This is a genomic window from Geobacillus sp. CAMR5420 (assembly GCF_000691465.1).
In the GTDB taxonomy this organism is placed as follows: Bacteria; Bacillota; Bacilli; order Bacillales; family Anoxybacillaceae; genus Geobacillus; species Geobacillus thermoleovorans.
In genome coordinates this window covers 45,756-67,165 of sequence record NZ_JHUS01000064.1, presented here as the reverse complement: position 1 = coordinate 67,165, position 21,410 = coordinate 45,756, and the positions used below count along the sequence as shown (strand labels likewise).

General features: G+C 52.4%; 18 protein-coding genes, 1 tRNA gene and 3 pseudogenes. 20 read left to right on the top strand and 2 right to left on the bottom strand.

All coding sequences use genetic code 11. From position 1 onward, the window contains the following. Positions 1 to 155: 155 nt before the first annotated feature. The 15 genes from DI44_RS01625 to DI44_RS01695 all read left to right on the top strand — a co-directional run bounded on the left by DI44_RS01625 (position 156) and on the right by DI44_RS01695 (position 14,051). Positions 156 to 1,340: an ATP phosphoribosyltransferase regulatory subunit gene (locus DI44_RS01625; protein WP_011232547.1), complete on the top strand. Its 1,185-nt coding sequence runs from the start codon at positions 156 to 158 to the stop codon at positions 1,338 to 1,340. 178 nt (positions 1,341 to 1,518) lie between these two features. Continuing rightward, the gene (gene hisG / locus DI44_RS01630; protein WP_015375795.1) at positions 1,519 to 2,142 is read left to right on the top strand and encodes an ATP phosphoribosyltransferase; all 624 of its coding nucleotides are present in this window, start codon (positions 1,519 to 1,521) and stop codon (positions 2,140 to 2,142) included. A gap of 350 nt (positions 2,143 to 2,492) precedes the next feature. Beyond that, positions 2,493 to 3,767, top strand: a complete 1,275-nt coding sequence (gene hisD / locus DI44_RS01635; RefSeq protein ID WP_014196732.1) for a histidinol dehydrogenase — start codon at positions 2,493 to 2,495, stop codon at positions 3,765 to 3,767. Between the two features lie 3 nt (positions 3,768 to 3,770). Continuing rightward, a complete protein-coding gene (gene hisB, locus DI44_RS01640; protein ID WP_011232544.1) occupies positions 3,771 to 4,358 on the top strand; it encodes an imidazoleglycerol-phosphate dehydratase HisB in 588 nt (195 codons plus the stop codon). 224 nt (positions 4,359 to 4,582) lie between these two features. Further along, positions 4,583 to 5,224 (top strand): imidazole glycerol phosphate synthase subunit HisH, encoded by a 642-nt coding sequence (hisH, locus tag DI44_RS01645; RefSeq protein WP_014196729.1) that lies wholly within the window; start codon positions 4,583 to 4,585, stop codon positions 5,222 to 5,224. Then, positions 5,224 to 5,961 carry a 1-(5-phosphoribosyl)-5-[(5-phosphoribosylamino)methylideneamino]imidazole-4-carboxamide isomerase gene (gene hisA, locus DI44_RS01650; RefSeq protein WP_014196728.1) on the top strand — a complete coding sequence of 246 codons (738 nt, stop codon included), beginning with the start codon at positions 5,224 to 5,226 and terminating at the stop codon, positions 5,959 to 5,961. Before hisH ends, hisA begins: the two co-directional genes overlap by 1 nt. Beyond that, complete coding sequence (gene hisF, locus DI44_RS01655) at positions 5,958 to 6,716, top strand: imidazole glycerol phosphate synthase subunit HisF (protein WP_014196727.1); 759 nt, start codon at positions 5,958 to 5,960, stop codon at positions 6,714 to 6,716. Before hisA ends, hisF begins: the two co-directional genes overlap by 4 nt. Then, on the top strand, positions 6,713 to 7,360 hold the full coding sequence (gene hisIE / locus DI44_RS01660) for a bifunctional phosphoribosyl-AMP cyclohydrolase/phosphoribosyl-ATP diphosphatase HisIE (protein ID WP_021321640.1): 648 nt from the start codon (positions 6,713 to 6,715) through the stop codon (positions 7,358 to 7,360). The genes hisF and hisIE overlap by 4 nt, the downstream gene beginning before the upstream one ends. Before the next feature lie 152 nt (positions 7,361 to 7,512). Then, a complete protein-coding gene (locus DI44_RS01665) occupies positions 7,513 to 8,985 on the top strand; it encodes a tetratricopeptide repeat protein (protein ID WP_033026247.1) in 1,473 nt (490 codons plus the stop codon). A gap of 75 nt (positions 8,986 to 9,060) precedes the next feature. Continuing rightward, positions 9,061 to 10,017 (top strand): thioredoxin-disulfide reductase, encoded by a 957-nt coding sequence (trxB, locus tag DI44_RS01670; protein WP_011232538.1) that lies wholly within the window; start codon positions 9,061 to 9,063, stop codon positions 10,015 to 10,017. A gap of 337 nt (positions 10,018 to 10,354) precedes the next feature. Next, positions 10,355 to 10,831 (top strand): 8-oxo-dGTP diphosphatase, encoded by a 477-nt coding sequence (locus DI44_RS01675; protein ID WP_014196721.1) that lies wholly within the window; start codon positions 10,355 to 10,357, stop codon positions 10,829 to 10,831. An 18-nt stretch (positions 10,832 to 10,849) separates the two neighbouring features. Then, positions 10,850 to 11,746 carry an RNase adapter RapZ gene (gene rapZ / locus DI44_RS01680; RefSeq protein WP_011232536.1) on the top strand — a complete coding sequence of 299 codons (897 nt, stop codon included), beginning with the start codon at positions 10,850 to 10,852 and terminating at the stop codon, positions 11,744 to 11,746. Beyond that, the gene (locus DI44_RS01685; protein WP_011232535.1) at positions 11,743 to 12,696 is read left to right on the top strand and encodes a uridine diphosphate-N-acetylglucosamine-binding protein YvcK; all 954 of its coding nucleotides are present in this window, start codon (positions 11,743 to 11,745) and stop codon (positions 12,694 to 12,696) included. Before rapZ ends, DI44_RS01685 begins: the two co-directional genes overlap by 4 nt. A gap of 120 nt (positions 12,697 to 12,816) precedes the next feature. After that, positions 12,817 to 13,779 (top strand): DNA-binding protein WhiA, encoded by a 963-nt coding sequence (gene whiA / locus DI44_RS01690; RefSeq protein ID WP_011232534.1) that lies wholly within the window; start codon positions 12,817 to 12,819, stop codon positions 13,777 to 13,779. 14 nt (positions 13,780 to 13,793) lie between these two features. Further along, complete coding sequence (locus tag DI44_RS01695; RefSeq protein WP_011232533.1) at positions 13,794 to 14,051, top strand: HPr family phosphocarrier protein; 258 nt, start codon at positions 13,794 to 13,796, stop codon at positions 14,049 to 14,051. A gap of 126 nt (positions 14,052 to 14,177) precedes the next feature. On the opposite strand, the gene clpP is transcribed toward DI44_RS01695, so the two are convergent. Next, complete coding sequence (gene clpP, locus DI44_RS01700; protein ID WP_011232532.1) at positions 14,178 to 14,768, bottom strand: ATP-dependent Clp endopeptidase proteolytic subunit ClpP; 591 nt, start codon at positions 14,766 to 14,768, stop codon at positions 14,178 to 14,180. A 306-nt stretch (positions 14,769 to 15,074) separates the two neighbouring features. Here clpP and DI44_RS01705 point away from each other — a divergent pair. Then, positions 15,075 to 15,146: transfer RNA gene (locus DI44_RS01705), tRNA-Arg, on the top strand. A gap of 135 nt (positions 15,147 to 15,281) precedes the next feature. On the opposite strand, the pseudogene DI44_RS01710 reads toward DI44_RS01705, so the two are convergent. After that, a pseudogene (locus DI44_RS01710) lies at positions 15,282 to 16,202 on the bottom strand (tyrosine-type recombinase/integrase); the annotation flags it as partial. A 100-nt stretch (positions 16,203 to 16,302) separates the two neighbouring features. On the opposite strand from DI44_RS01710, the pseudogene DI44_RS19520 reads away from it, so the two are divergent. From DI44_RS19520 to DI44_RS01720, 4 genes and pseudogenes are all read left to right on the top strand, one after another. Next, positions 16,303 to 17,960, top strand: a pseudogene (locus tag DI44_RS19520) (IS1634 family transposase). A gap of 207 nt (positions 17,961 to 18,167) precedes the next feature. Next, positions 18,168 to 18,630 (top strand): annotated as a pseudogene (gene eno / locus DI44_RS0117350) (phosphopyruvate hydratase); the annotation flags it as partial. A 359-nt stretch (positions 18,631 to 18,989) separates the two neighbouring features. After that, on the top strand, positions 18,990 to 19,760 hold the full coding sequence (locus DI44_RS01715; RefSeq protein ID WP_033026240.1) for a YiiX/YebB-like N1pC/P60 family cysteine hydrolase: 771 nt from the start codon (positions 18,990 to 18,992) through the stop codon (positions 19,758 to 19,760). 579 nt (positions 19,761 to 20,339) lie between these two features. Then, the gene (locus DI44_RS01720) at positions 20,340 to 21,410 is read left to right on the top strand and encodes a hypothetical protein (protein ID WP_033026238.1); all 1,071 of its coding nucleotides are present in this window, start codon (positions 20,340 to 20,342) and stop codon (positions 21,408 to 21,410) included.

Below are 21,410 nucleotides of genomic sequence, written 5' to 3'. Positions count from 1 at the left end.
GACAAGCGCTTCCTTTTTTGAAGCGATCTTGTCCGTTTTGTTATTTATAAAGCATTCCCCCCTTGACGCTGTGGCCGCAAAGGAGTAAACTACTAATAACTTCACTTCTCTACCATATTAGCAAACTAAAGCATCTCGATAAAGGGCGTGGGGACATGGCAAAAAAGCTGTTCATGTTTGAAAAACCGTTAGGCATGCGCGATACGCTGCCGTTTTTATATGAGTTGAAAAAACAAGTGCGTTCGGTGATGGCGGAAGAAATTGAGCGCTGGGGGTACGAGTTTATCGAAACGCCGACGCTTGAGTATTATGAAACGGTCGGGGCGGCGTCGGCGATTGCCGATCATCGGCTGTTTAAGCTCCTCGATCAGCAAGGGCATACGCTCGTATTGCGGCCCGATATGACGGCGCCGATCGCCCGGGTGGCGGCGTCGCGGTTGTATGACGACGGCAATCCGCTCCGGCTGGCGTACAACGCCAATGTGTTCCGCGCCCAGCAGCGCGAAGGCGGGCGGCCGGCGGAGTTTGAACAGATCGGTGTGGAGTTGATCGGCGACGGCACGGTGACGGCCGACGCCGAGGTGATCAGTTTAATGGTCGCCCTGCTGAAGCGGACGGGACTCGGGCGGTTTTCGGTGGCGGTCGGCCATATCGGTTATGTCAATGCTCTGTTTTTGGAGATTTTAGGGAATGAGGAGCGGGCGAGTGTATTGCGCCGTTTTTTATATGAGAAAAATTACGTCGGCTACCGTGAACATGTGAAGTCGTGGCCGCTTTCGTCGATCGATCAAAAGCGGCTGTTGGATCTTCTTTCCTTGCGCGGTGGAACGGACGTGATTGAACAGGCGAAAACGCTCGTCACAAGCGAGAAGGGGCGGCGGGCGGCCGATGAGCTGGCGGTGCTCATGGCGGTGCTTCGGACGTACGGAGTGGCCGAGGCGGTGAAGCTCGATATGGCGCTTGTCAGCCATATGAGCTATTACACTGGCATTTTGTTTGAAGTGTACGCCGAGCAAGTGGGATTCCCGATCGGCAACGGCGGGCGGTATGATGATTTATTGGCGAAGTTCTCGCGCCCGGCGCCGGCGACGGGGTTTGGGTTGCGCGTCGATCGGTTGATTGAGGCGATTGGGGAAACGGATGTGCGCGATGACATCGAGTGCATCGTGTTCAGCCAAGAGCGGCTGGCGGAAGCGGTGGAATTGGCCGAAGCGAAACGGGCGGAAGGCAAGCGCGTCGTCTTGCAGCACATTGCCGGCATTCGTGATATTGACGCCTACAGCCAGCGCTACCGGTCGATCGTGTATTTGCTTGGCCGCAGCGGGCGCGATGGGCAGTGAACATAACAGAGAAGGCGCCGCCGGTTGGTCATCGACGCTGTTGAAAACGGCAGCGATTGGCGGGACAGAGCGGATGCGAAGAACGGACGGGAAAGGCTGCCCATGGCGGTGGAGAGCATGCGGTGTACTCAAGGCCCAGCGCCGCATTTGACATGATGAGGAGCAAGGAGGAAGAATGATGCTGACGATTGCCATGCCAAAAGGGCGCATTTTTGAAGAGGCGGTCGAGTTGCTGCGGCGGGCGGATTATGCGCTGCCGCCGGAATTTACCGAGTCGCGCAAGCTCGTCATTGATGTGCCAGAGGAAAACATGCGCTTTATTTTGGCGAAACCGATGGATGTCGTCACCTATGTCGAGCATGGGGTCGCGGATTTGGGCATTGCCGGCAAGGACGTGCTGATGGAAGAAGAACGGGATGTGTACGAACTGCTCGATTTGCACATCAGCCGCTGCCATTTGGCGGTCGCCGGGCTGCCCGGCGCCAAGATGAACGAAATCGCACCAAGGGTGGCGACGAAATACCCGAACATCGCGTCAACGTATTTTCGCGAGCAAGGCGAGCAAGTCGAAATCATCCGCCTGAACGGATCCATTGAACTCGCCCCGCTGATCGGCCTTGCCGACCGGATCGTGGACATCGTTTCCACGGGGCGGACGCTCAGAGAAAACGGGCTTGTCGAACTTGAACGGATCGCCGAGGTGACGTCGCGCCTGATTGTCAACCCGGCGAGCTACCGGCTAAACGGCGGGGACATTGAACGGTTGGTCGACCGATTGGCGGCGGTCATTCCCCAGCCGTAGGAAAAAAGGTGTGACAGAGCGGAAATGGGCGGTTTCCGAAGAATGGGTTGGTGGAGATTCGGGAATGGCGGAGCGGCGTTGACAACGCCGTTGGAAAATAGCATATAGATGCAACGAAGAACTTTAACATATCCTTGACGGAAAAGCGGTTTGTCCATTTTCGACTGACGGAGGATCGAACAACCGCCTGCTTCACAGACCCATATATGGGTCTTTAAGCGGCGTTGTTCGGTCGCCCGACAGTCGATCAAATACTCGGTAAAAGCTGCAAATGGTAAAGCTTCAAATTGCATCGATACAGATTGCCAATGGACGAAAACCGATGGACGTCACAGAAAGGGGAGCGAACGATGAAAATCGAACGGATCCGAGGCGGCGTCTCGCTGCGGCGCACGATTGAAAGCGGAACGGAGGAGCAGCGGCGCGCGGTGCTTGATATCATCGCCAATGTGCGCGACCGCGGCGATGCGGCGCTGAAAGAATATACGGAACGGTTTGACGGCGTCAAGCTGGATTCGCTCAAGGTGACGGAAGAGGAAATGAAGCGCGCGCATGCGGCGATGGACGCGGAGATGCTGGAGATCATTCGCCAAGCGGCGGCCAACATTCGCGACTACCACAAACGGCAAAAGCGCGAATCATGGTGGATGACGAAAGAAGACGGCACGATTCTCGGACAAAAGGTGACGCCGCTCGATGCGGTCGGGTTGTACGTGCCAGGCGGGACGGCCGCTTATCCGTCGTCTGTGCTGATGAACGTTATTCCCGCACAAGTGGCGGGGGTGAAACGGATTGTCATCACCTCGCCGCCAAACAAAGACGGCACGCTCCCGGCTGGGGTGCTGGCCGCCGCCTATGAACTCGGCGTGACGGAAATTTACAAAGTCGGCGGCGCGCAGGCGATCGCCGCGCTTGCTTATGGGACGGAAACGATCCGGCCGGTTGACAAAATTTTCGGGCCGGGCAATATTTATGTGGCATTGGCGAAGCGGGAAGTGTTCGGGCATGTGGCGATCGACATGATCGCGGGGCCGAGCGAAATTGTCGTGCTGGCGGATGAAACGGCCCGACCGGATGAGATTGCGGCGGATTTGTTGTCGCAAGCCGAGCATGACGTGCGGGCGTCGGCCATTTTGGTGACGCCGTCGATGAAATTGGCGCTGGCGGTGGCGAGCGAAGTCGAACGGCAGCTGGAAACGCTGCCGCGCCGCGACATTGCCCAAGCGGCGCTCGAGAACTACGGCGCCATTTACGTCACCGAGACGCTTGAGGAAGCGGTGGATGTCGTGAACGAACTGGCGCCGGAGCATTTGGAAGTGATGACGGCAGAACCGCTCTCGCTTTTCGGCCGGCTCCGCCATGCGGGAGCGATGTTTTTCGGCCGCTTCAGCTCCGAGCCGGTCGGCGACTATTTCGCCGGGCCGAACCACGTGCTGCCAACCAACGGCACGGCCAGATTCTCAAGCGGCTTGAGCGTTGACGAGTTTGTGAAAAAATCAAGCGTGATTGTTTACAGTGAAACCGCATTGAAACAACATGGCGACAAAATCGCCGCCTTTGCCCGCCTCGAGGGGCTGGAGGCGCACGCGCGCGCCATTGAGGTGCGGCTCGAGAAAGGGGAATGAATGATGGCAAGGGAAGCGATGATCGCAAGAACGACGAACGAGACGAGCATTCAGTTATCGCTTTCGTTGGATGGCGAAGGGAAGGCGGAACTGGAAACGGGCGTGCCGTTTTTAACCCATATGCTCGATTTGTTCGCCAAGCACGGCCAGTTCGATTTGCACATTGAGGCCAAAGGCGACACGCATATTGACGACCACCATACGACGGAAGACATCGGCATTTGCCTCGGGCAGGCGATCAAGGAAGCGCTTGGCGACAAAAAAGGAATCAAGCGGTACGGCAACGCGTTTGTGCCGATGGATGACGCCTTGGCGCAAGTTGTGATCGACTTGAGCAATCGCCCGCATTTTGAGTTTCGCGGCGAGTTTCCGGCAGCGAAAGTCGGCGCGTTTGATGTCGAACTCGTGCATGAGTTTTTATGGAAACTGGCGCTTGAAGCGCGGATGAACTTGCATGTCATCGTCCATTACGGGCGCAATACGCACCATATGGTCGAAGCGGTGTTTAAGGCGCTCGGGCGGGCGCTCGATGAAGCAACGATGATCGACCCGCGCGTCAAAGGCGTTCCGTCGACAAAAGGGATGCTGTAGCCGATGGAGTGGGGCGCCCCCCGTGGGGAAAGAGTTCCGCAGGCGCAGGAAAGGCGGTCGGATCGAGGCAGCGCTTCCTGCGGGAAAAGCTCCATGGATGCAGGAAAGGCGACCGGATGCCAAGGAGAGTCTGCACATGGAAGGAGCGCCGTAAAAAAGCATGCCGCCATACCGTTGTTCATTGAACAAGGGGATGGGCATGGATCAGGGAAGAAAGGAATGGGATGACGATGATCGGGATCATCGACTATGGCATGGGCAACTTATACAGCGTCAGCAAAGCGCTCGAGCGGCTCGGCTGTCCGTATGTCCTAAGCGGCGACAAAGAGGAGCTCGAGCAGGCGCGCGGGCTGATTTTGCCCGGTGTCGGCTCGTTTCGCGATGCGATGCACATTTTAAATGAGACAGGCCTAGCTGCTTTCATCCGTTCGGCGGTTGAAAACGGCACGCCGCTGCTCGGCATTTGTTTAGGGATGCAGCTGTTGTTTGACGAAAGCGAAGAAAACGGGCCGACAAAAGGGCTTGGCTTGCTTCGCGGCCGCGTCGTCCGCTTTCCGGGCGTCACGAAAACCGGCGAGCCATACAAAGTGCCGCACATGGGCTGGAACCGGCTCCGCTTTCATCGTCCGTCGCCGCTCCTTCGTGGCGTCGAGGAAGGGCATGTCTATTTTGTCCATTCGTATTATGTCATTCCAGGGGATGAGGACGTCGTGCTCGCGAGCAGTGAATATGACGTTGATGTTCCGGCGGTCGTCGGGCGCGGCTGTGTGTTTGGCACACAGTTTCATCCGGAAAAAAGCGGTGCGGTCGGCATGAGCATCTTGAACAATTATGTCGGCATCGCCACGGGAAGGGGGAACGGCTGATGGCGGCGTTTACGATTTATCCGGCGATCGATATGCGCGGCGGCAAGTGCGTCCGCCTGCTGCAAGGCGATTACAACAAAGAAACGGTGTACGGCGATTCGCCGGTCGCGATGGCCGAGCAATTCGCCGCTCAAGGGGCGGAGTGGATTCATATGGTCGATTTGGACGGAGCGAAAGAAGGGCGCCGCGTCAACGACCGGTTTGTCATTGAAGCGGCCCGTCGTCTTTCCGTCCATGTGCAAGTGGGCGGCGGCATCCGGACGGAAGAGGATATCGTGCATTATTTAGAAAATGGGGTCGCCCGCGTCATTTTAGGAAGTGCGGCCATTTCCGACCCGCCGTTTGTGAAAAAGATGCTCCAAAAATACGGCCGCCGCATCGTGATTGGCATTGACGCCCGCGACGGCTTCGTGGCGACGGAAGGGTGGCTTGCGACGTCGAACGTCAAGGCGGAAGAGCTCGGGCGGATGCTCGCTGAGGCGGGGGCGGAGACGTTTATTTTCACCGATATTGCGACCGATGGCACGCTGTCGGGCCCGAACATCGCCGCCGCGGTCCGGTTGGCCGAGGCGACGGGAAAAGAAGTGATCGCTTCTGGCGGCGTCAGCTCGCTTGACGATTTGCGCGCGCTCTGCCAATATGCTGGACAAGGCATCGGCGGCGCGATCGTCGGCAAGGCGCTTTATACGAATCAGTTTACGCTCGCGGAAGCGCTCAAGGCGGTGAACGAGCGATGATCACGAAGCGCATCATCCCGTGCCTCGATGTGAAAGACGGGCGCGTCGTCAAAGGAGTACAATTTGTCCAGCTGCGCGATGCCGGCGATCCGGTGGAGCTCGCGAAGGCGTACGATGAGCAAGGGGCGGACGAGCTCGTGTTTTTGGACATTTCCGCTTCCCATGAAGGGCGGAAAACGATGGTCGATGTCGTCGAGCGCGTCGCCGCCCAGCTAGCGATTCCGTTTACGGTCGGCGGCGGCATCCACTCGCTTGAGGATATGAAGCGGATGCTTCGCGCCGGGGCCGACAAAGTGTCGCTCAACACCGCCGCGGTGCTCCATCCGACCTTGATCACCGAAGGGGCGGACTTTTTCGGCTCGCAATGCATCGTCGTCGCCATTGACGCGAAATACGATGAAACGCTTGGTTCATGGCGCGTCTATACGCACGGCGGCCGCAACGCCACGAACTGGGAAGTCGTCGCTTGGGCGCAGGAAGCGGTCCGTCTTGGCGCCGGGGAGATTTTGCTGACGAGCATGGACGCGGACGGCGGCAAAAACGGTTTTGATATTGAGTTGACGCGGCGGGTGAGCGAAGCGGTCCCGATTCCGGTCATCGCCTCGGGCGGCGCCGGCAAGGCGGAGCATTTCCTCGAAGCGTTCGAAAAAGGGAAAGCAGACGCGGCGCTCGCGGCATCGATTTTCCATTACAAAGAAACGTCAGTCGGACAAGTGAAAGCGTACTTGAAAGAAAAAGGGGTGAACGTGCGATGACGGCGGACATTCGCTTTGATGAAAAAGGGCTTGTACCTGCCATCGTCCAAGATGCGCAAAGCAAGGAAGTGCTCACGCTTGCCTATATGAACAAAGAGTCGCTTAAAAAAACGCTGGAGACCGGAGAAACATGGTTTTACAGCCGCTCGCGCCAAGAACTATGGCATAAAGGGGCGACATCTGGAAACGTGCAGCGCGTTGTCGACATCCGCTACGACTGCGACGCCGACGCCCTGCTCGTTCTCGTCGAGCCGGCCGGCCCGGCTTGCCATACCGGGTCGTATTCCTGTTTTTCCCGCTCGCTGGACGGCGCGGCGCGCACGCCGGCGGCCGACCGGTTTGCCATTTTGAACGAGTTGGAACAGATCATCGCCCAGCGCGACGCCGAACGGCCGGAAGGGTCGTACACGACGTACTTGTTTGAAAAAGGCGTCGATAAAATTTTGAAGAAAGTCGGCGAAGAAGCGGCGGAAGTCATCATCGCGGCGAAAAACCGGAGCCATGACGAATTGAAATGGGAAGCGGCCGACTTGTTGTACCATTTGCTTGTGCTGTTGCGCGAACAAAAGCTGCCGCTTGACGCGGTGCTTGCGACGCTTGCCGAGCGGCACGCGCAAAAGGTGGAAGCGGGCGACAAAAAATAACAAGATGGTTAGGTGAGAAAAAGGAACGTCTGCCATCGCGCCGGCGTTCCTTTTTTGCACGGAAAAACCGCATTCCTAAAGTTTCTTGCTTGTTTTCGCCGCCGATATGGTATACTGTTGTTCGACGAATTTTACGGACGACGGAGGACAGAATGGGAAAACAACTGAAGCGATCATCACGAAAAGCGACGATTGTACCGTTCATCCAAAGCGGAGATTACTTTTTTAAAAAAGGAATGAAAGCATACGACCGAGGCGATTTGGAAAAGGCGAGGAAATATTTTGAGCGCGCCGTCCGTTTGGATGAGCGCGACGCCTCATTCGCCTTGCAGCTTGCCCTTGTGCTGTCGGAGCTTGGTGAATATCAATTTTCCAATCAATGGCTGTTCAAAATTATCCATGATTTGGACGAAACGATGTACGACTGTTTGTATTTTTTGGCGAACAATTTCGCCTGCCTCGGCTTGTTTCGTGAAGCAAGGCAATACGCGGAACGTTATTTGGCGCATGAGCCGGCCGGAGAGTTTGCCGACGATGCTGCTGACTTGCTTGAGCTGCTTCGGCTCGATGGCTCGGAATGGACGGAAGAAGAGGAGCAGCTGATGGTGCTGGAGGATCGGGCCCGCCGTTTGCTTGAGGAGGAGCGGTTTGCGGAAGCGATTGAAGCGCTTGAAGCGCTCGTCGTGCGCTATCCGGACGTTTGGTCGGCGCATAACAATTTGGCGCTTGCTTATTTTTACAGCGGCGATGTCGACAAAGCGAAACAGAAAGTGCGTGAAGTGCTCAAACGCGATCCCGGCAATTTGCATGCGCTTTGCAACGCGCTTGTCTTCGCCTATTACTTGCGTGAGGAAGAACAGGCGGCCGCGCTTTGCGAGACGCTGGCCGGTTTGTATCCGTTTTTTCGCGAGCATCAATACAAGCTCGGGGCGACATTCGCGCTTGTTGGGCGGTTCGATTTGGCGTTCCGTTGGCTGCACCGTTTGTATAAACAAGGCTTTGGCGGTGATGGGCCATTTTATTATTGGCTCGCTTGCGCTGCCTACTATACTGGCCATGAGCCGCTCGCTCGGCAAATGTGGGAGGTGCTTGCCACCCTCCATCCCGAAAAACGGGGTGAGGAGCCGTGGGCCGTTTCAGCGCCGGTGGATGAGGCGCTTATCCGCTTGATGGCTTGGCTGGAGGGCGACGAGCTGGCCGACCGTCTGTACGGATTGTACTTGTTCAGCCGCTCGCCGCAGGCGAAAGAGCCATCGATGTCGCTTGCGGTATGCCGCCTCTTGCCGTCCGATCCCCGTCTGCGCCCGTTTATCGACTGCTTTTTGTTCGGCTTAACCGACGGCCCGTCCGCTTGGGTGGCGAACATCGGCCGCATGGTCGATGCGCTTTCGGCGCATAATGAGGAAAAGGAAGCGCTCTGCCGCTTCGCCTTCGCGATGGCCGTCCATCCGTCGGCTGATCGCGAGCCATTTGCGAACGGAGCCGCGTGGGCGGCGGCGATCGAATACATGTGGCGCCGACAGCAAGGAGAGCGTGTGACGCAAAGAGAGATGGCGGCCAAATACGGCGTGTCGGCGTCGACGGTGCAAAAATACGTGCAAAAAGCGCGCCGGCTCTATACATGAGCAAATCAATAGACAGGGCGAATCGACTTCTATACGATGAAAATGGAATGATTCTCAAGCGAGGGAGTGGACGGTGTGGCAGACGAAAAAATTTACGATGTCATTATTGCCGGAGCCGGGCCGGCTGGGCTGACGGCGGCTGTCTATACATCGCGCGCCAATTTGTCGACGCTGATGATCGAGCGCGGCGTTCCGGGCGGGCAGATGGTCAACACTGAGGAAGTCGAGAACTATCCCGGCTTTGAAACGATTTTAGGCCCGGAATTGGCGGCGAAAATGTTTGAGCATGCGAAAAAATTCGGCGCGGAGTACGCATACGGCGATGTGAAAGAAATCATCGACGGCGAGGCGTACAAAACGGTCATCGTCGGCGATAAAGAGTACAAGGCCCGCGCGGTCATCATCGCCACCGGAGCGGAATATAAAAAACTCGGTGTACCGGGTGAAGCGGAGCTCGGCGGCCGCGGCGTTTCGTACTGTGCGGTGTGCGACGGGGCGTTTTTCAAAGGAAAAGATTTGGTCGTCGTGGGTGGGGGCGACTCGGCGGTCGAAGAGGGCGTTTATTTGACGCGGTTTGCCAATAAAGTGACGATCGTTCACCGCCGCGACAAGCTGCGGGCGCAAAAAATTTTGCAAGACCGGGCGTTCGCCAATGAAAAAATTGATTTCATCTGGAACCATACGGTGAAACAAATCAACGAAAAGGACGGAAAAGTCGGCAGCGTGACGCTTGTGCATACGCAAACAGGCGAGGAACGCGAATTTCCGTGCGACGGCGTTTTCATTTACATCGGGATGGTGCCGCTCTCGAAGCCGTTTGCCAATCTTGGCATCACGAATGAAAACGGCTATATCGTCACGAACGAAAAGATGGAGACGAAAGTGCCGGGCATTTTCGCCGCCGGTGATGTGCGGGAAAAAACGCTCCGGCAAATCGTGACGGCTACCGGCGACGGCAGCATCGCCGCGCAAAGCGCCCAGCATTACGTTGAGGAACTGAAAGAAAAGCTCAATAAGCAAGGGGTCAGCTGATCCGGTAACCAAATCGCAATCAAATCGTAATGGTTATTTAACCCAGATGTAACACGGGCGCAACACATTTGTCGTATGCTATAAGTAAGTAATTGACCCCCTTTTATATAGATCCTTTTTGGCGCGGGCGTTTGTCCGCGTCTCTTTTTTCTTTGCCTGCGCGCTTGCATCCTGCCGCCCCGCTCGAAACGGCGGGGGATGGCGTCTTTCGGCTGGAAGCGGAATGTTGGGCCCCCGAGGTTTTTGCAGACGGGAAGCGGACGGTTTCCAGCGGTTTGAAGGTGGAGCGGCCTAACTATTTATGGTAAAATAAAGATGATTATGTGCGTGTTTGCGGATGGTTGGGGTGAACGAATTGCAACGGGTGACAAACTGCGTATTATATAAAGACGGCCAAGTGCTGCTTTTGCAAAAGCCGAGGCGCGGCTGGTGGGTCGCTCCGGGCGGGAAAATGGAGCCCGGCGAGACGGTGCGTGAAGCATGCATTCGTGAATACCGGGAAGAGACGGGCATTTATTTGAAAAATCCAGAGCTGAAAGGCGTCTTTACGATCGTGATGAAAAATGGGAATGAAACGGTGTCGGAGTGGATGATGTTTACGTTTTTCGCCGACGACTTCATTGGTGAAAACGTGCCGTCTTCCGAAGAAGGGACGCTTGCTTGGCATCAGGTGGAGACGCTTTCGACGCTGCCGATGGCCCCTGGAGACTATCATATTTTGGATTACGCCTTGAAAGGCAAAGGGGTCATGTACGGGGTGTTTGTCTATACAGAGGAATTCGAGCTGCTTTCATATCGGCTCGATCCGAGCTGATGGAGAGGAGGGGCGGAGATGGGACAAAACGGGGCGCTGCAGCCGATTCAGCTCGTCATCATCACCGGTATGTCCGGCGCGGGAAAGACGGTGGCGATTCAAAGCTTCGAAGACCTCGGCTTTTTTTGTATTGACAACTTGCCGCCGACGCTACTGCCGAAATTTTTGGAGCTCGTCAAAGAATCCGGGAATAAAATGAACAAAGTCGCCCTTGTCATGGATTTGCGCAGCCGCGACTTTTTCGATCATTTGTTCGCCGCGCTCGATGAGCTGGCTGAGCAAGCGTGGGTCATCCCACAGGTGTTGTTCTTGGACGCCCAAGATTCGACGTTGGTGGCCCGCTACAAAGAAACGCGGCGGACGCATCCGCTTGCGCCGAACGAGCCCCCGCTTGAAGGAATCCGTTTGGAGCGGAAGCTGCTCGAAGAACTGAAAGGGCGGGCGCAGATCATTTACGATACGACGGGGCTCAAGCCGCGCGAGCTGCGGGAGAAAATCATCCGCCAGTTCTCATCGCACGCTCAATCCGGGTTTACTATCAACGTCATGTCGTTTGGGTTTAAGTACGGCATTCCAATTGATGCAGATTTGGTGTTTGACGTCCGCTTTTTGCCGAACCCGCATTACATTGAACATATGCGTCCGAAAACCGGGTTGGATGACGACGTATCGTCCTACGTGCTCAAGTGGGGGGAAACGCAAAAGTTTTTGGAAAAGCTCATTGACTTGTTGTCGTTTATGCTGCCGTATTACCAGCGCGAAGGAAAAAGCCAGCTGGTGATCGCCATCGGCTGCACGGGCGGGCAGCACCGTTCGGTGGCGCTCGCAGAATATATCGCCCGCCATTTTTCAGATGATTATAAAACGGTTGTCTCGCACCGGGACATGGAGAGGAGAAAGGACATACACCGATGAGAAACGAACGAGCAGCGAAACTGGTCGTCATCGGCGGCGGCACCGGGCTTCCCGTCCTGCTGAGGGGGCTGAAGCAGCATGAATTGGATTTGACCGCCATTGTCACCGTCGCCGATGATGGAGGGAGTTCCGGGCGGCTGCGCGATGAGCTGCACATTCCGCCGCCCGGGGATGTCCGCAACGTATTGGCCGCGCTGTCTGACGTCGAACCGCTCATTGTCGAGCTGTTCCAGCACCGTTTTCAAAACGGCAACGGCTTATCCGGCCATTCGCTCGGCAATTTGATTTTGGCGGCGCTCACATCGATCACCGGCGACTTTGTGAAAGCGATCCGTGAGATGAGCAAAGTGTTGAACGTGCGCGGCCAGGTGCTGCCGGCGGCGAACAAAAGCGTCGTTTTGCACGCGGAGATGGAAGACGGTTCCATCATCTCTGGCGAGTCAAAAATCCCGAGTGCGGGAAAAAAAATTAAGAGGGTGTTTTTAACGCCGGAAGACATTGAGCCGCTGCCGGAGACGGTTGATGCCATCCGCCGCGCCGATTTGATTGTCATCGGGCCGGGCAGCCTATACACAAGCATCTTGCCGAATTTGCTCGTGCCGAAAATCGGGCAGGAAGTATGCAAGGCGAAGGCGAAAAAAGTATATATATGCAACATTATGACTCAGGCCGGCGAGACGCCGCACTATACGGTGAGCGACCATGTGGAGGCGCTTCATGCTCATCTTGGCGGCCCGTTTTTGGACGCGGTGATCATCAACAGCGGAGCGATCCCGGAAGCGATCCGCCGCCGCTACGAGGCGGAGCGGGCCGAGCCGGTGCGTGACGACAGCAGCGGGCTTTCGTTGCAAGTCATCCGCGACGATATTGTCACGTACGAGGATGGGGTCATTCGCCATAATACGGCGAAAGTCGCCGCCCTTCTTCTCGGGCTTCTCCCTCACCGTTAAAGGCGGGACCCGAGTAGGCCGCAAAGCGCCATTATGGGCGGTGATGCTCCCGATGGCCGCGCCGAAAGTCAGGCACCTCCAACCGGCCGGATGCGGGGAACGAATGGAGGTGGAGCGATCGTGTCTTTTGCATCGGAAACGAAAAAGGAATTGACCCATTTAGAGGTGAAGCCTTGCTGCTTGCGCGCGGAGCTGTCGGCGCTTTTGCGCATGAACGGTTCACTGTCGTTTTCCGGCGGGCGAATGGCCATCGATGTCCAGACGGAAAATGCGGCGATCGCTCGGCGCATTTATACGTTATTGAAAAAGGGCTACGATGTCGCCGTCGAGCTGTTTGTCCGCAAGAAAATGCGCTTGAAAAAAAACAACGTCTACATCGTCCGCGTGACCGACGGTGCGGCTTCTTTGCTTCGTGAACTTCACATTGTCAACGGCGATTTTTCGCTCATCCATGACATTTCCCCGGAGCTCGTCAAGAAAAAATGCTGCAAGCGCTCGTATTTGCGCGGCGCGTTTTTGGCCGGCGGTTCGGTCAACAACCCGGAGACGTCGTCCTACCATTTGGAGATTTTTTCGCTGTATGAGGAGCATAACCGGGCGTTATGCGAATTGATGAACAGCCACTTTTTTTTAAATGCGAAAACGTTGGAACGGAAAAAGGGGTTTATTACGTATTTAAAAGAGGCGGAAAAAATCGCCGAGTTTTTGAACATCATCGGCGCCCATCAAGCGCTGCTCCGCTTTGAGGACATTCGCATCGTCCGCGATATGCGCAACTCGGTCAACCGGCTTGTCAATTGCGAAACCGCCAATTTGAACAAAACGATCGGCGCTGCGCTTCGCCAGGTGGAGAACATCCGCTACATCGACGAGACGATCGGCCTTGATTCACTGCCGGCCAAGCTGCGGGAAATCGCGAAACTTCGCATCGAGCATCAAGACGTGACGCTGAAAGAGCTCGGCGAGATGGTTGCCGGTGGAAAAATCAGCAAATCCGGCATCAACCACCGGCTGCGCAAAATTGATGAGATCGCGGAGCGGCTGCGGGCTGGAAAGCCGGTCGATTTCCATAAATCGCTGTAAAGGGGAGATGGAGAATGGTGGAAAAACAAGTGGAAGTGAAATTAAAAACCGGGCTGCAGGCGCGCCCGGCGGCGTTGTTCGTCCAAGAAGCGAACCGTTTTTCCGCTGATGTGTTTTTGGAAAAAGACGGAAAACGGGTCAACGCGAAAAGCATTATGGGCTTGATGAGCCTCGCCATCGGCCATGGAGCGGTGATCACGCTCATTGCCGACGGTCCGGATGAGCAAGAAGCGATCGAAAAGCTCGCCGCCTATGTGCAAAAGGAAAAGTAAAGCAGCGTGTGGGGCTGGCGGGGAAAGGAATGGAAAAGGCTGCTCCGTTTTTGTCGGAAGCAGCCTTTTTTCGTCAATGTCGGTGCAGGCGCAGCTCTATAGCGGTTCTACCAACGTGTGCATGCCTTATTTTTCATCAGCGCGCGTCAGCACGCGGTCAATGATGCCGTATTCCATCGCTTTTTGCGCGGTCATAAAGTTGTCGCGGTCCGTATCGCGCTCGATCACTTCGATCGGCTGGCCGGTGTTTTCCGATAAAATGCGGTTCAATTTGTCGCGCAAGAACAAAATGCGCTTCGCTGCGATTTCGATTTCCGTCGCTTGCCCTTGGGCGCCGCCGAGCGGTTGGTGGATCATGATTTCACTGTTTGGCAAGGCGAACCGTTTCCCTTTCGCACCGGCGGCAAGCAAAAACGCCCCCATGGAAGCGGCCATGCCGATGCAAATTGTCGATACGTCCGGTTTGATGAACTGCATCGTGTCGTAAATCGCCAGGCCAGCTGTGATCGAGCCGCCCGGGCTGTTGATGTACAAGGAAATATCTTTGTCCGGGTCTTCCGCCGCCAAAAACAACAGCTGCGACACGATCGAGTTGGCCACTTGGTCGTCGATCGGGCTGCCAAGGAACACGATTCGGTCTTTCAATAAGCGCGAATAAATGTCGTACGCCCGCTCCCCGCGGTTCGTCTGTTCGATGACAGTCGGAATCAAATACATCAAAAACGCCTCCTTTTCCATCCTAATGGATCAATATGTACGCCTTAATCATACACGAATGGTCAATGAAGGTCAAACAAAACGACCTTCCCCATTCTTTATAACATATTCGCGGCTGGCGGCAAACATCCCTTTTTTCATCATAACCGCTTTTTCGTTTTTTTAACCTGTTGCCCCGTTGATGGGGGAAGGAACAAAGGTGCAATTTTTCCTGCTTTTGATGGCATTTTTCCTCTTGCATTTTTGCGCGATCCTGCTATAATAGAACATGCGACGGAACGAAATAGAGAAATCATGAACTTCCATGCCCTCGTAGTGTAGTGGATAGCACGAGAGATTCCGGTTCTCTTAGCGTGGGTTCGAATCCTGCCGAGGGCGCTACTTGTATCCGACCTGTTCGGATCGGAATTCCTAAACTCCTTGATACGACCGCGTTTGCGGTCGTTTTTCATTTTTTGGGAATCCCGAAAAAAACGATAGAATCCGAAAAAATTTTGCACGAATTTTGCACGGCTATTTGGTACGATCCAGTTCCGCCATCGCGAGATCGACCTGCCGGGATTCTTTTTGTTCCATTTCATCTAAAACGTGCGAATAAGTCTGCAAAGTGGTTACAATATCTTTATGACCCAGTCGTCGTGAAACGTATTTGATATTCACTCCTTTATACAAGAGCATGGATGCGTGAGTATGCCGGAGCCCGTGACAAGTGATCGTTTTAATCCCGATTTTTTTGCATAATGCTCGCAACGTTTTATTGACCGCGTTATTTGTCACAATTTCCATTTTTGAATTGATAAACACTAAATTTTTCGTGTTTCTCAATCCAGTTTTCATAGCTAATTCGTTTTGATGTTTTCGGAGTTCTTTGAGCATATTCAACGTCTCATCGTCAATTGTAATCGTTCGTTTAGAATCGAACGTCTTCGTATCGCTAAAATCGTTTTTATCCTTGAAGTCCCACGTTTTATTGATAGTGACCGTTTTGTTTTTAAAATCAACGCAATCCCATGTCAGACCCATAATTTCGGAGAATCGTGCGCCGGTGGCAATCGCAAATAAAATGATGTATCGAGAAATATATCTTGGTTTCATGTCTTTCTTGATTTCAGCCACCAATTTCTTAACCTCATCAAAGTTTAGGTATTTTAATTCCTCCGATTTTGTCTCCACTTCCCCTTTGATAATCACTTTATACGTCGGATCCCGAGTAATGATCCCGTCCTCGATCGCGTCCCGGAGACATGACTTGATATAAGTATGCCTTTTCTGAACCGTAGCTGTTGAGTGGTTTTTGCTGATTTCATTAATAAATTTTTGATACATATCGCGCGTTAAGTCTTTCAATTTCACTCCTGCGAAGTGTTCTTCGACCAGCCGGACGGATAATTCAATGTTTCTTTCGTGCGCCAAGCTGTATTTCCCTTTTTTATATCTCACATTTCGCACCCTTCCGACGAAAATCGGGAGGATTTTTTGTTCCGATGTCGAATGAATCCTTGACACACAAGGAATGTAAAGGAGTTTTTCTCTCATGAATGTGAAAGTCAAAGGGGTCTATCGTAATGATTATTTGAATATAATAAGTGTTCTAGTCAAAAAGCTGGACATCCCCCGCTTGATTGACCATCTTGTACCCGTCGATCCACAGTGCCAAACACGAGTCAGCGATGCCGTTCAGGCCATCCTTTACAATCTATTTGACGGCCGGCAAGCCCTGGTTCACTTAGAACGATGGGCTCAGGAGATCGATTTAGAGAAACTCATCCGTCCTGGTCTCCAACCTTCCTGGTTGAACGACGATGCCTTGGCTCGTCATCTCGACCGCTTGTATGAGGCCGATATTCACAAGGTCATCAGCACTGCTTGATTCATATTTATCGCAAAGAAGGCCTTTCCCTCCGAGTCTTTCATGCCGATACGACGGACAAGACGGTTTACGGAGCCTATGAATCGGCCTCGTTGGAGGCTCTGCAGATCACACATGGCTACAACCGCCATCATCGTTGGCAAAAACAGATCGGCTTTGGACTGGTCGGCAACGAGGATGGCATCCCGTTTTACGGCGATGTGCACGACGGCAATCGATCGGATAAGGCGTAGAATCCTGAGGTGCTGTCGCGGATCCACGAACAGTTCAAACAAGCCAAGATCGACGATGAATGGATTTACGTGGCCGATTCCGCCGCGATGACAAAAGACACCTTGGCGCAGACCAAAGCCGCCCGTGCCTTTTTGATCACCAGAGGCCCTTCATCGCTCCGGATCGTGAAACAGGCGCTCGCGGAGGCCGATTCGCCTCACATCCCGTGGAGCAAACCCTTTACCCTAGCGGAGAGAAACGGCGCCACGTATCGGGTATGGGAAACGGCCTCGACCTATGAAGGCCACTCGGTTCGGCTGATCGTCGTCGAATCGAGCGCCCTCGACCAGCGCAAAGGAAAGACGCTCGAAAAAGAGCGGGTCAAAGAAGCGGAGCTTCTTCACGAGGAACAAGTCCGTTGGGAGCGCCACCCCTTCTCCTGCCGCGAAGACGCCGAACAAGCCTTGACGTCCCTCAAGGCGTCCCTTCGCCCTCGGTTTCATCGAGTGGAGGCCGCGGTCGAAGAGATCGTGCGTCCGAAAAAACGGCGCGGACGGCCGAAAAAAGGGGCGGAGCCCGAGACGGAGACGCTGTACACCCTTCGCCTAAACGTCGAATTCGACCAACCGGCATGGGAACAGGCAAGATGGAAAGCGTCCCGGTTTGTCCTCGTCACGACCGTTCCGAAGGAATGGAAGGGCCAACAAATGGATGCCCAAGAGATCTTGAAGCTATATAAAGGGCAGATCTCGGTGGAAATGAACTTCGCTTTTTTGAAAGACCCTTTTTTCACGGATGAGATCTATGTCAAAAAGCCAGAACGGGTCGCCGTATTGGGCTATTTGTTTCTGTTGGCCCTAGCGATTTACCGCGTTTTTCAGCGCCGGGTGCGCCAGTTCATCACACCCGAACACCCGTTAAAGGGCGCGGGAGGCCGCAAGTTGACACGGCCAACGGGACAGGCGATTTTTCAGCTGTTTCAATATGTGAACGTCATCCTGCTGGAGCTGCCGGATGGGCGCATCCAACGCTCACTGGATCGCTCCCTTACCCCTGATCAGCGAAGGATTCTGCAGGGATTGGGCATGGATGAGAGCATCTACGTGTAACGTGATACGGAACGACCAGCGATGGTAAAAAAAGGGATTGCCATCGCTCGTTGTGTTGGTCAAAAAGTTATTCTGAAAAATGAAATAAAAAATCCTTCGTTTTGACCTTGTTAGGGTGCGAAATGTGAGTAAAATGAAGGCATTGGGTTTAATTTCAACGAGGGCGTTATACATGGGAAACGGCTGCGATGGCAGCCGTTTTTCGTGCTTGTCTCGAAATACCCGATCATCTCGATCGAAGACGGGCTCGATGAAAACGACTGGGAAGGGCATAAACTGCTGACCGAGCGGCTCGGCAAAAAAAGTGCAGCTCGTAAGCGACGACTTGTTCGTGACGAACACGAAAAAACTGGCCGAAGGCATTGAAAAAGGCGTCGGCAACTCGATTTTGATCAAAGTGAACCAAATCGGCACGCTGACGGAAACGTTCGATGCCATTGAGATGGCGAAGCGCGCCGGCTACACCGTCGTCTCGCACCGCTCCGGCGAAACGGAAGACAGCACGATCGCCGACATCGCCGTCGCCACCAACGCTGGCCAAATCAAAACGGGCGCACCGTCTCGCACCGACCGCGTCGCGAAATACAACCAATTGCTCCGCATTGAGGATGAACTCGGCCATACGGCGATTTACCAAGGTATCCGCTCGTTTTACAATTTGAAAAAATAACGGAGACAGGCGTCCCTAACGGAGGGGACGCCTGTCGTTTTGATAGAGGGACGAAAAAAAGAATTCACTGGCTCGCGGCGATCCAGACGTCTTGATGCATTCACGAAAGCTGCGCCTCTCCATAAAAATGAGATCGTCAAAGATAAAGTCAAGTGTCATCATTTGTAGAAAATGGTCGGATTTTTGCGAATAATTTTTGTTGTTCTTTTTATTTTTTTTTTAGAATGGAGTTGCAAAAAAGAATTCGAAAGTTGGTGAAAAACAATAGAGCCATCGGATTTGCACGAAGTTACTAAGGAAAAAAATCGTAGTTTTGCAAAATTTTTTATCTACACATCAGTGGTAGAGGAGGGATTTGCTTGAAAGGTAAATTTCAGAAATTTTTGGTGGCCTCATCGTTTGTAGCACTACTATCTGGATTTAATTTGGTAAACTACGCTTTTGCAGACTCAGAGGTTGTAAACAATGAAAGCAGAGAAGTTAAAGAAGTGTTAGAACAAAAAGAAAAACTTAAACAAAGTGTGAATATTGATAAGTATGATTTAGTAAGAAAATCAGAATTGGGAGTTAAAAAGGGTTATGACAAGGATGACCCTAAACCGGACTGGGCGCCTGGTGATTCTTTCGGTTCACCCAAAGGTACGAATAACATATCTTTCGCGGCGTTTGCACCTGGTGATATTATTGTAGTACATGATGGTTCAGTAGTATGGGGGTACTATCGTCATGCCGCTGTATGGGACGGTACTTATTATACTGGTAGTTTAGATTCATATGCATTCATTGAAGCGAATGTAGAAAACCAACCTGGTGATGGACAAAGTAATGTCCACTATTCCACGGCAAGGAAATTTAGAAACTACGACCAAGCGGTCGGTTTATATGTCTATACTTTAGAACAGCAATTTAGAACCCTTGCCCGTAATTACATTAGAAACCAATTAGGAGAACCATATAAATTTGTAGGTTCTTACAAGTCGGATGATAGCACGTGGTATTGTAGTAAATTAGCTTGGAAAGCGTATTATGAGATGGGGAATCGTGACTTGGATTACGATGGCGGGCTATACGTTTATCCGGACGATATTTATCAAGACGGAGATACTAAAATATTTGCAACTGGTTCATGACTCTGCTGATTAATACGCCATACTTGATGGTAAAATAATCTTTAGAAGGTTAGTGAAAAACTAGTTTTTTGCTCAAATCGGGGGTATTTGATTAGAATTTTGCACTAAATAACCGGGTGACCTTCATAGGCGGAGGAGGGGTCTCGAGCCCGGTGCGTGGCACTGTTTCTCTCCGTCAACGTAAAGGGGACGCTCCACGGGATGTTGACCGAATCGGCCTCAGCTCATGCTCGTACGGCGGTTGTTACCGTGTGTGGACCTTCAGAGCTTCTAGCGAGGCCGATTCATACGCGCTGTAAAGGGCCTTGTTCGTCGCATCGGCGTGAAGACTCGGGGAGAAAGGCCTCTTTTGGGGAAATATGAATCAAGCAAGCGCTAATGATGTGGTGAATGCTGTCCTTATACAGGCGGTCGAGACGATGAGCCAACGCATCGTCATTCAACAGGAAAGGATGGAGCCTTAGGATGGATGAGTTTATCCAAGTCAATCGTGTGATCCCATTGTTCCAAGTGAACGAGGTTTTCTCAATTTTTAAGTAGTCCTATTTTGATGAACACTTATTTACGAGGGGCTGTATAATGAAGAAAATCATGATTTTCATTTATTGCATCTGTTTGTTTTTAATGGTGGGGTGTGAGAAATGGGAAGAAATAGTCTCCCGAAACGATACAAAACTGAAGGTTCCCCCAGCCTTTGTTGCACTTACTGATGGAGATAGCAAATTAATTTTTCTTGATAAAAAGCTGAATATAGTCAAAGAAATTGAAAATAAAAATAAATTTCAAAGCTTTTCTATAGAAGGAAATCGAGTTTATGCAATAGATGATGGTACATATACAGGAACTCAACCATCGATGCTTATCATCAATCTTTCGAGTGGTCATGTGGAAAAGAAATTAAAGTTGCCGCATGTTCCGTCGTCTTATGCGGTACTAAACCAAAAAGTTTACATGGCTTCATCTGAAATATTTAGAGAAGGCATGCCTTTTTTTGTTGTGAATATGTCTAGTGGGAAAGTAGAAAACTTGACATTTACCACTGGAATGGTCAGTACAATGAAACATTACAAAAATGAAATTTTCATTACTATAAATTCTGGTGGTAAATCCAGTGAGCATAGCAACGTATATAGGGTACAAATGCATGATGCATCCCTTTCCTTTCATCCTGTCATTAAAGATAATATTGAATTACCACCAAGTGATTTTGTGATCGAAGATAACAAAATGTACTGTGTTTTTACAGGCTTTTCTTACGGGCCAAGGCCGGGATGGGTGAAAAATCCTGAAAGATATACAAATAAGCTTATGGTTGTAGACTTGAATAATGGCAAAATTATTTCTGAGAAACAATTGTCTAAACCTTTTCCTCAAAAAATAATTAATATTGGTAATAAATTATACATTAATAATTATACGGATTTAGATATGCAAGGGGAGTTTTTTACAATAATTGATAAAAATAACTTGAGTGAATCTTTTTTTGCAATAGAAAATCCAGCGTATTTTGACTACAACAAGCGATTTGACGAATTCATAGTTTCGAATCCTCGAAATGGAACTCTGCGATTAGTTAAAAACGGTAAAGTAATCAAAAAAATGAAAGTTGGAGATAATTGTAGTATAGTTAAAGCGGTTCAAAAAAAATAA

Bases quoted from the DNA above. Each gene is read 5' to 3' on its own strand.
- DI44_RS01625 (WP_011232547.1), top strand. From the start codon at position 156: ATGGCAAAAAAGCTGTTCATGTTTGAAAAACCGTTAGGCATGCGCGAT.
- hisG (WP_015375795.1), top strand. From the start codon at position 1,519: ATGCTGACGATTGCCATGCCAAAAGGGCGCATTTTTGAAGAGGCGGTC.
- hisD (WP_014196732.1), top strand. From the start codon at position 2,493: ATGAAAATCGAACGGATCCGAGGCGGCGTCTCGCTGCGGCGCACGATT.
- hisB (WP_011232544.1), top strand. From the start codon at position 3,771: ATGGCAAGGGAAGCGATGATCGCAAGAACGACGAACGAGACGAGCATT.
- hisH (WP_014196729.1), top strand. From the start codon at position 4,583: ATGACGATGATCGGGATCATCGACTATGGCATGGGCAACTTATACAGC.
- hisA (WP_014196728.1), top strand. From the start codon at position 5,224: ATGGCGGCGTTTACGATTTATCCGGCGATCGATATGCGCGGCGGCAAG.
- hisF (WP_014196727.1), top strand. From the start codon at position 5,958: ATGATCACGAAGCGCATCATCCCGTGCCTCGATGTGAAAGACGGGCGC.
- hisIE (WP_021321640.1), top strand. From the start codon at position 6,713: ATGACGGCGGACATTCGCTTTGATGAAAAAGGGCTTGTACCTGCCATC.
- DI44_RS01665 (WP_033026247.1), top strand. From the start codon at position 7,513: ATGGGAAAACAACTGAAGCGATCATCACGAAAAGCGACGATTGTACCG.
- DI44_RS01675 (WP_014196721.1), top strand. From the start codon at position 10,355: ATGGTTGGGGTGAACGAATTGCAACGGGTGACAAACTGCGTATTATAT.
- rapZ (WP_011232536.1), top strand. From the start codon at position 10,850: ATGGGACAAAACGGGGCGCTGCAGCCGATTCAGCTCGTCATCATCACC.
- DI44_RS01685 (WP_011232535.1), top strand. From the start codon at position 11,743: ATGAGAAACGAACGAGCAGCGAAACTGGTCGTCATCGGCGGCGGCACC.
- DI44_RS01695 (WP_011232533.1), top strand. From the start codon at position 13,794: ATGGTGGAAAAACAAGTGGAAGTGAAATTAAAAACCGGGCTGCAGGCG.
- clpP (WP_011232532.1), bottom strand. From the start codon at position 14,768: ATGTATTTGATTCCGACTGTCATCGAACAGACGAACCGCGGGGAGCGG.
- DI44_RS01720 (WP_033026238.1), top strand. From the start codon at position 20,340: ATGAAGAAAATCATGATTTTCATTTATTGCATCTGTTTGTTTTTAATG.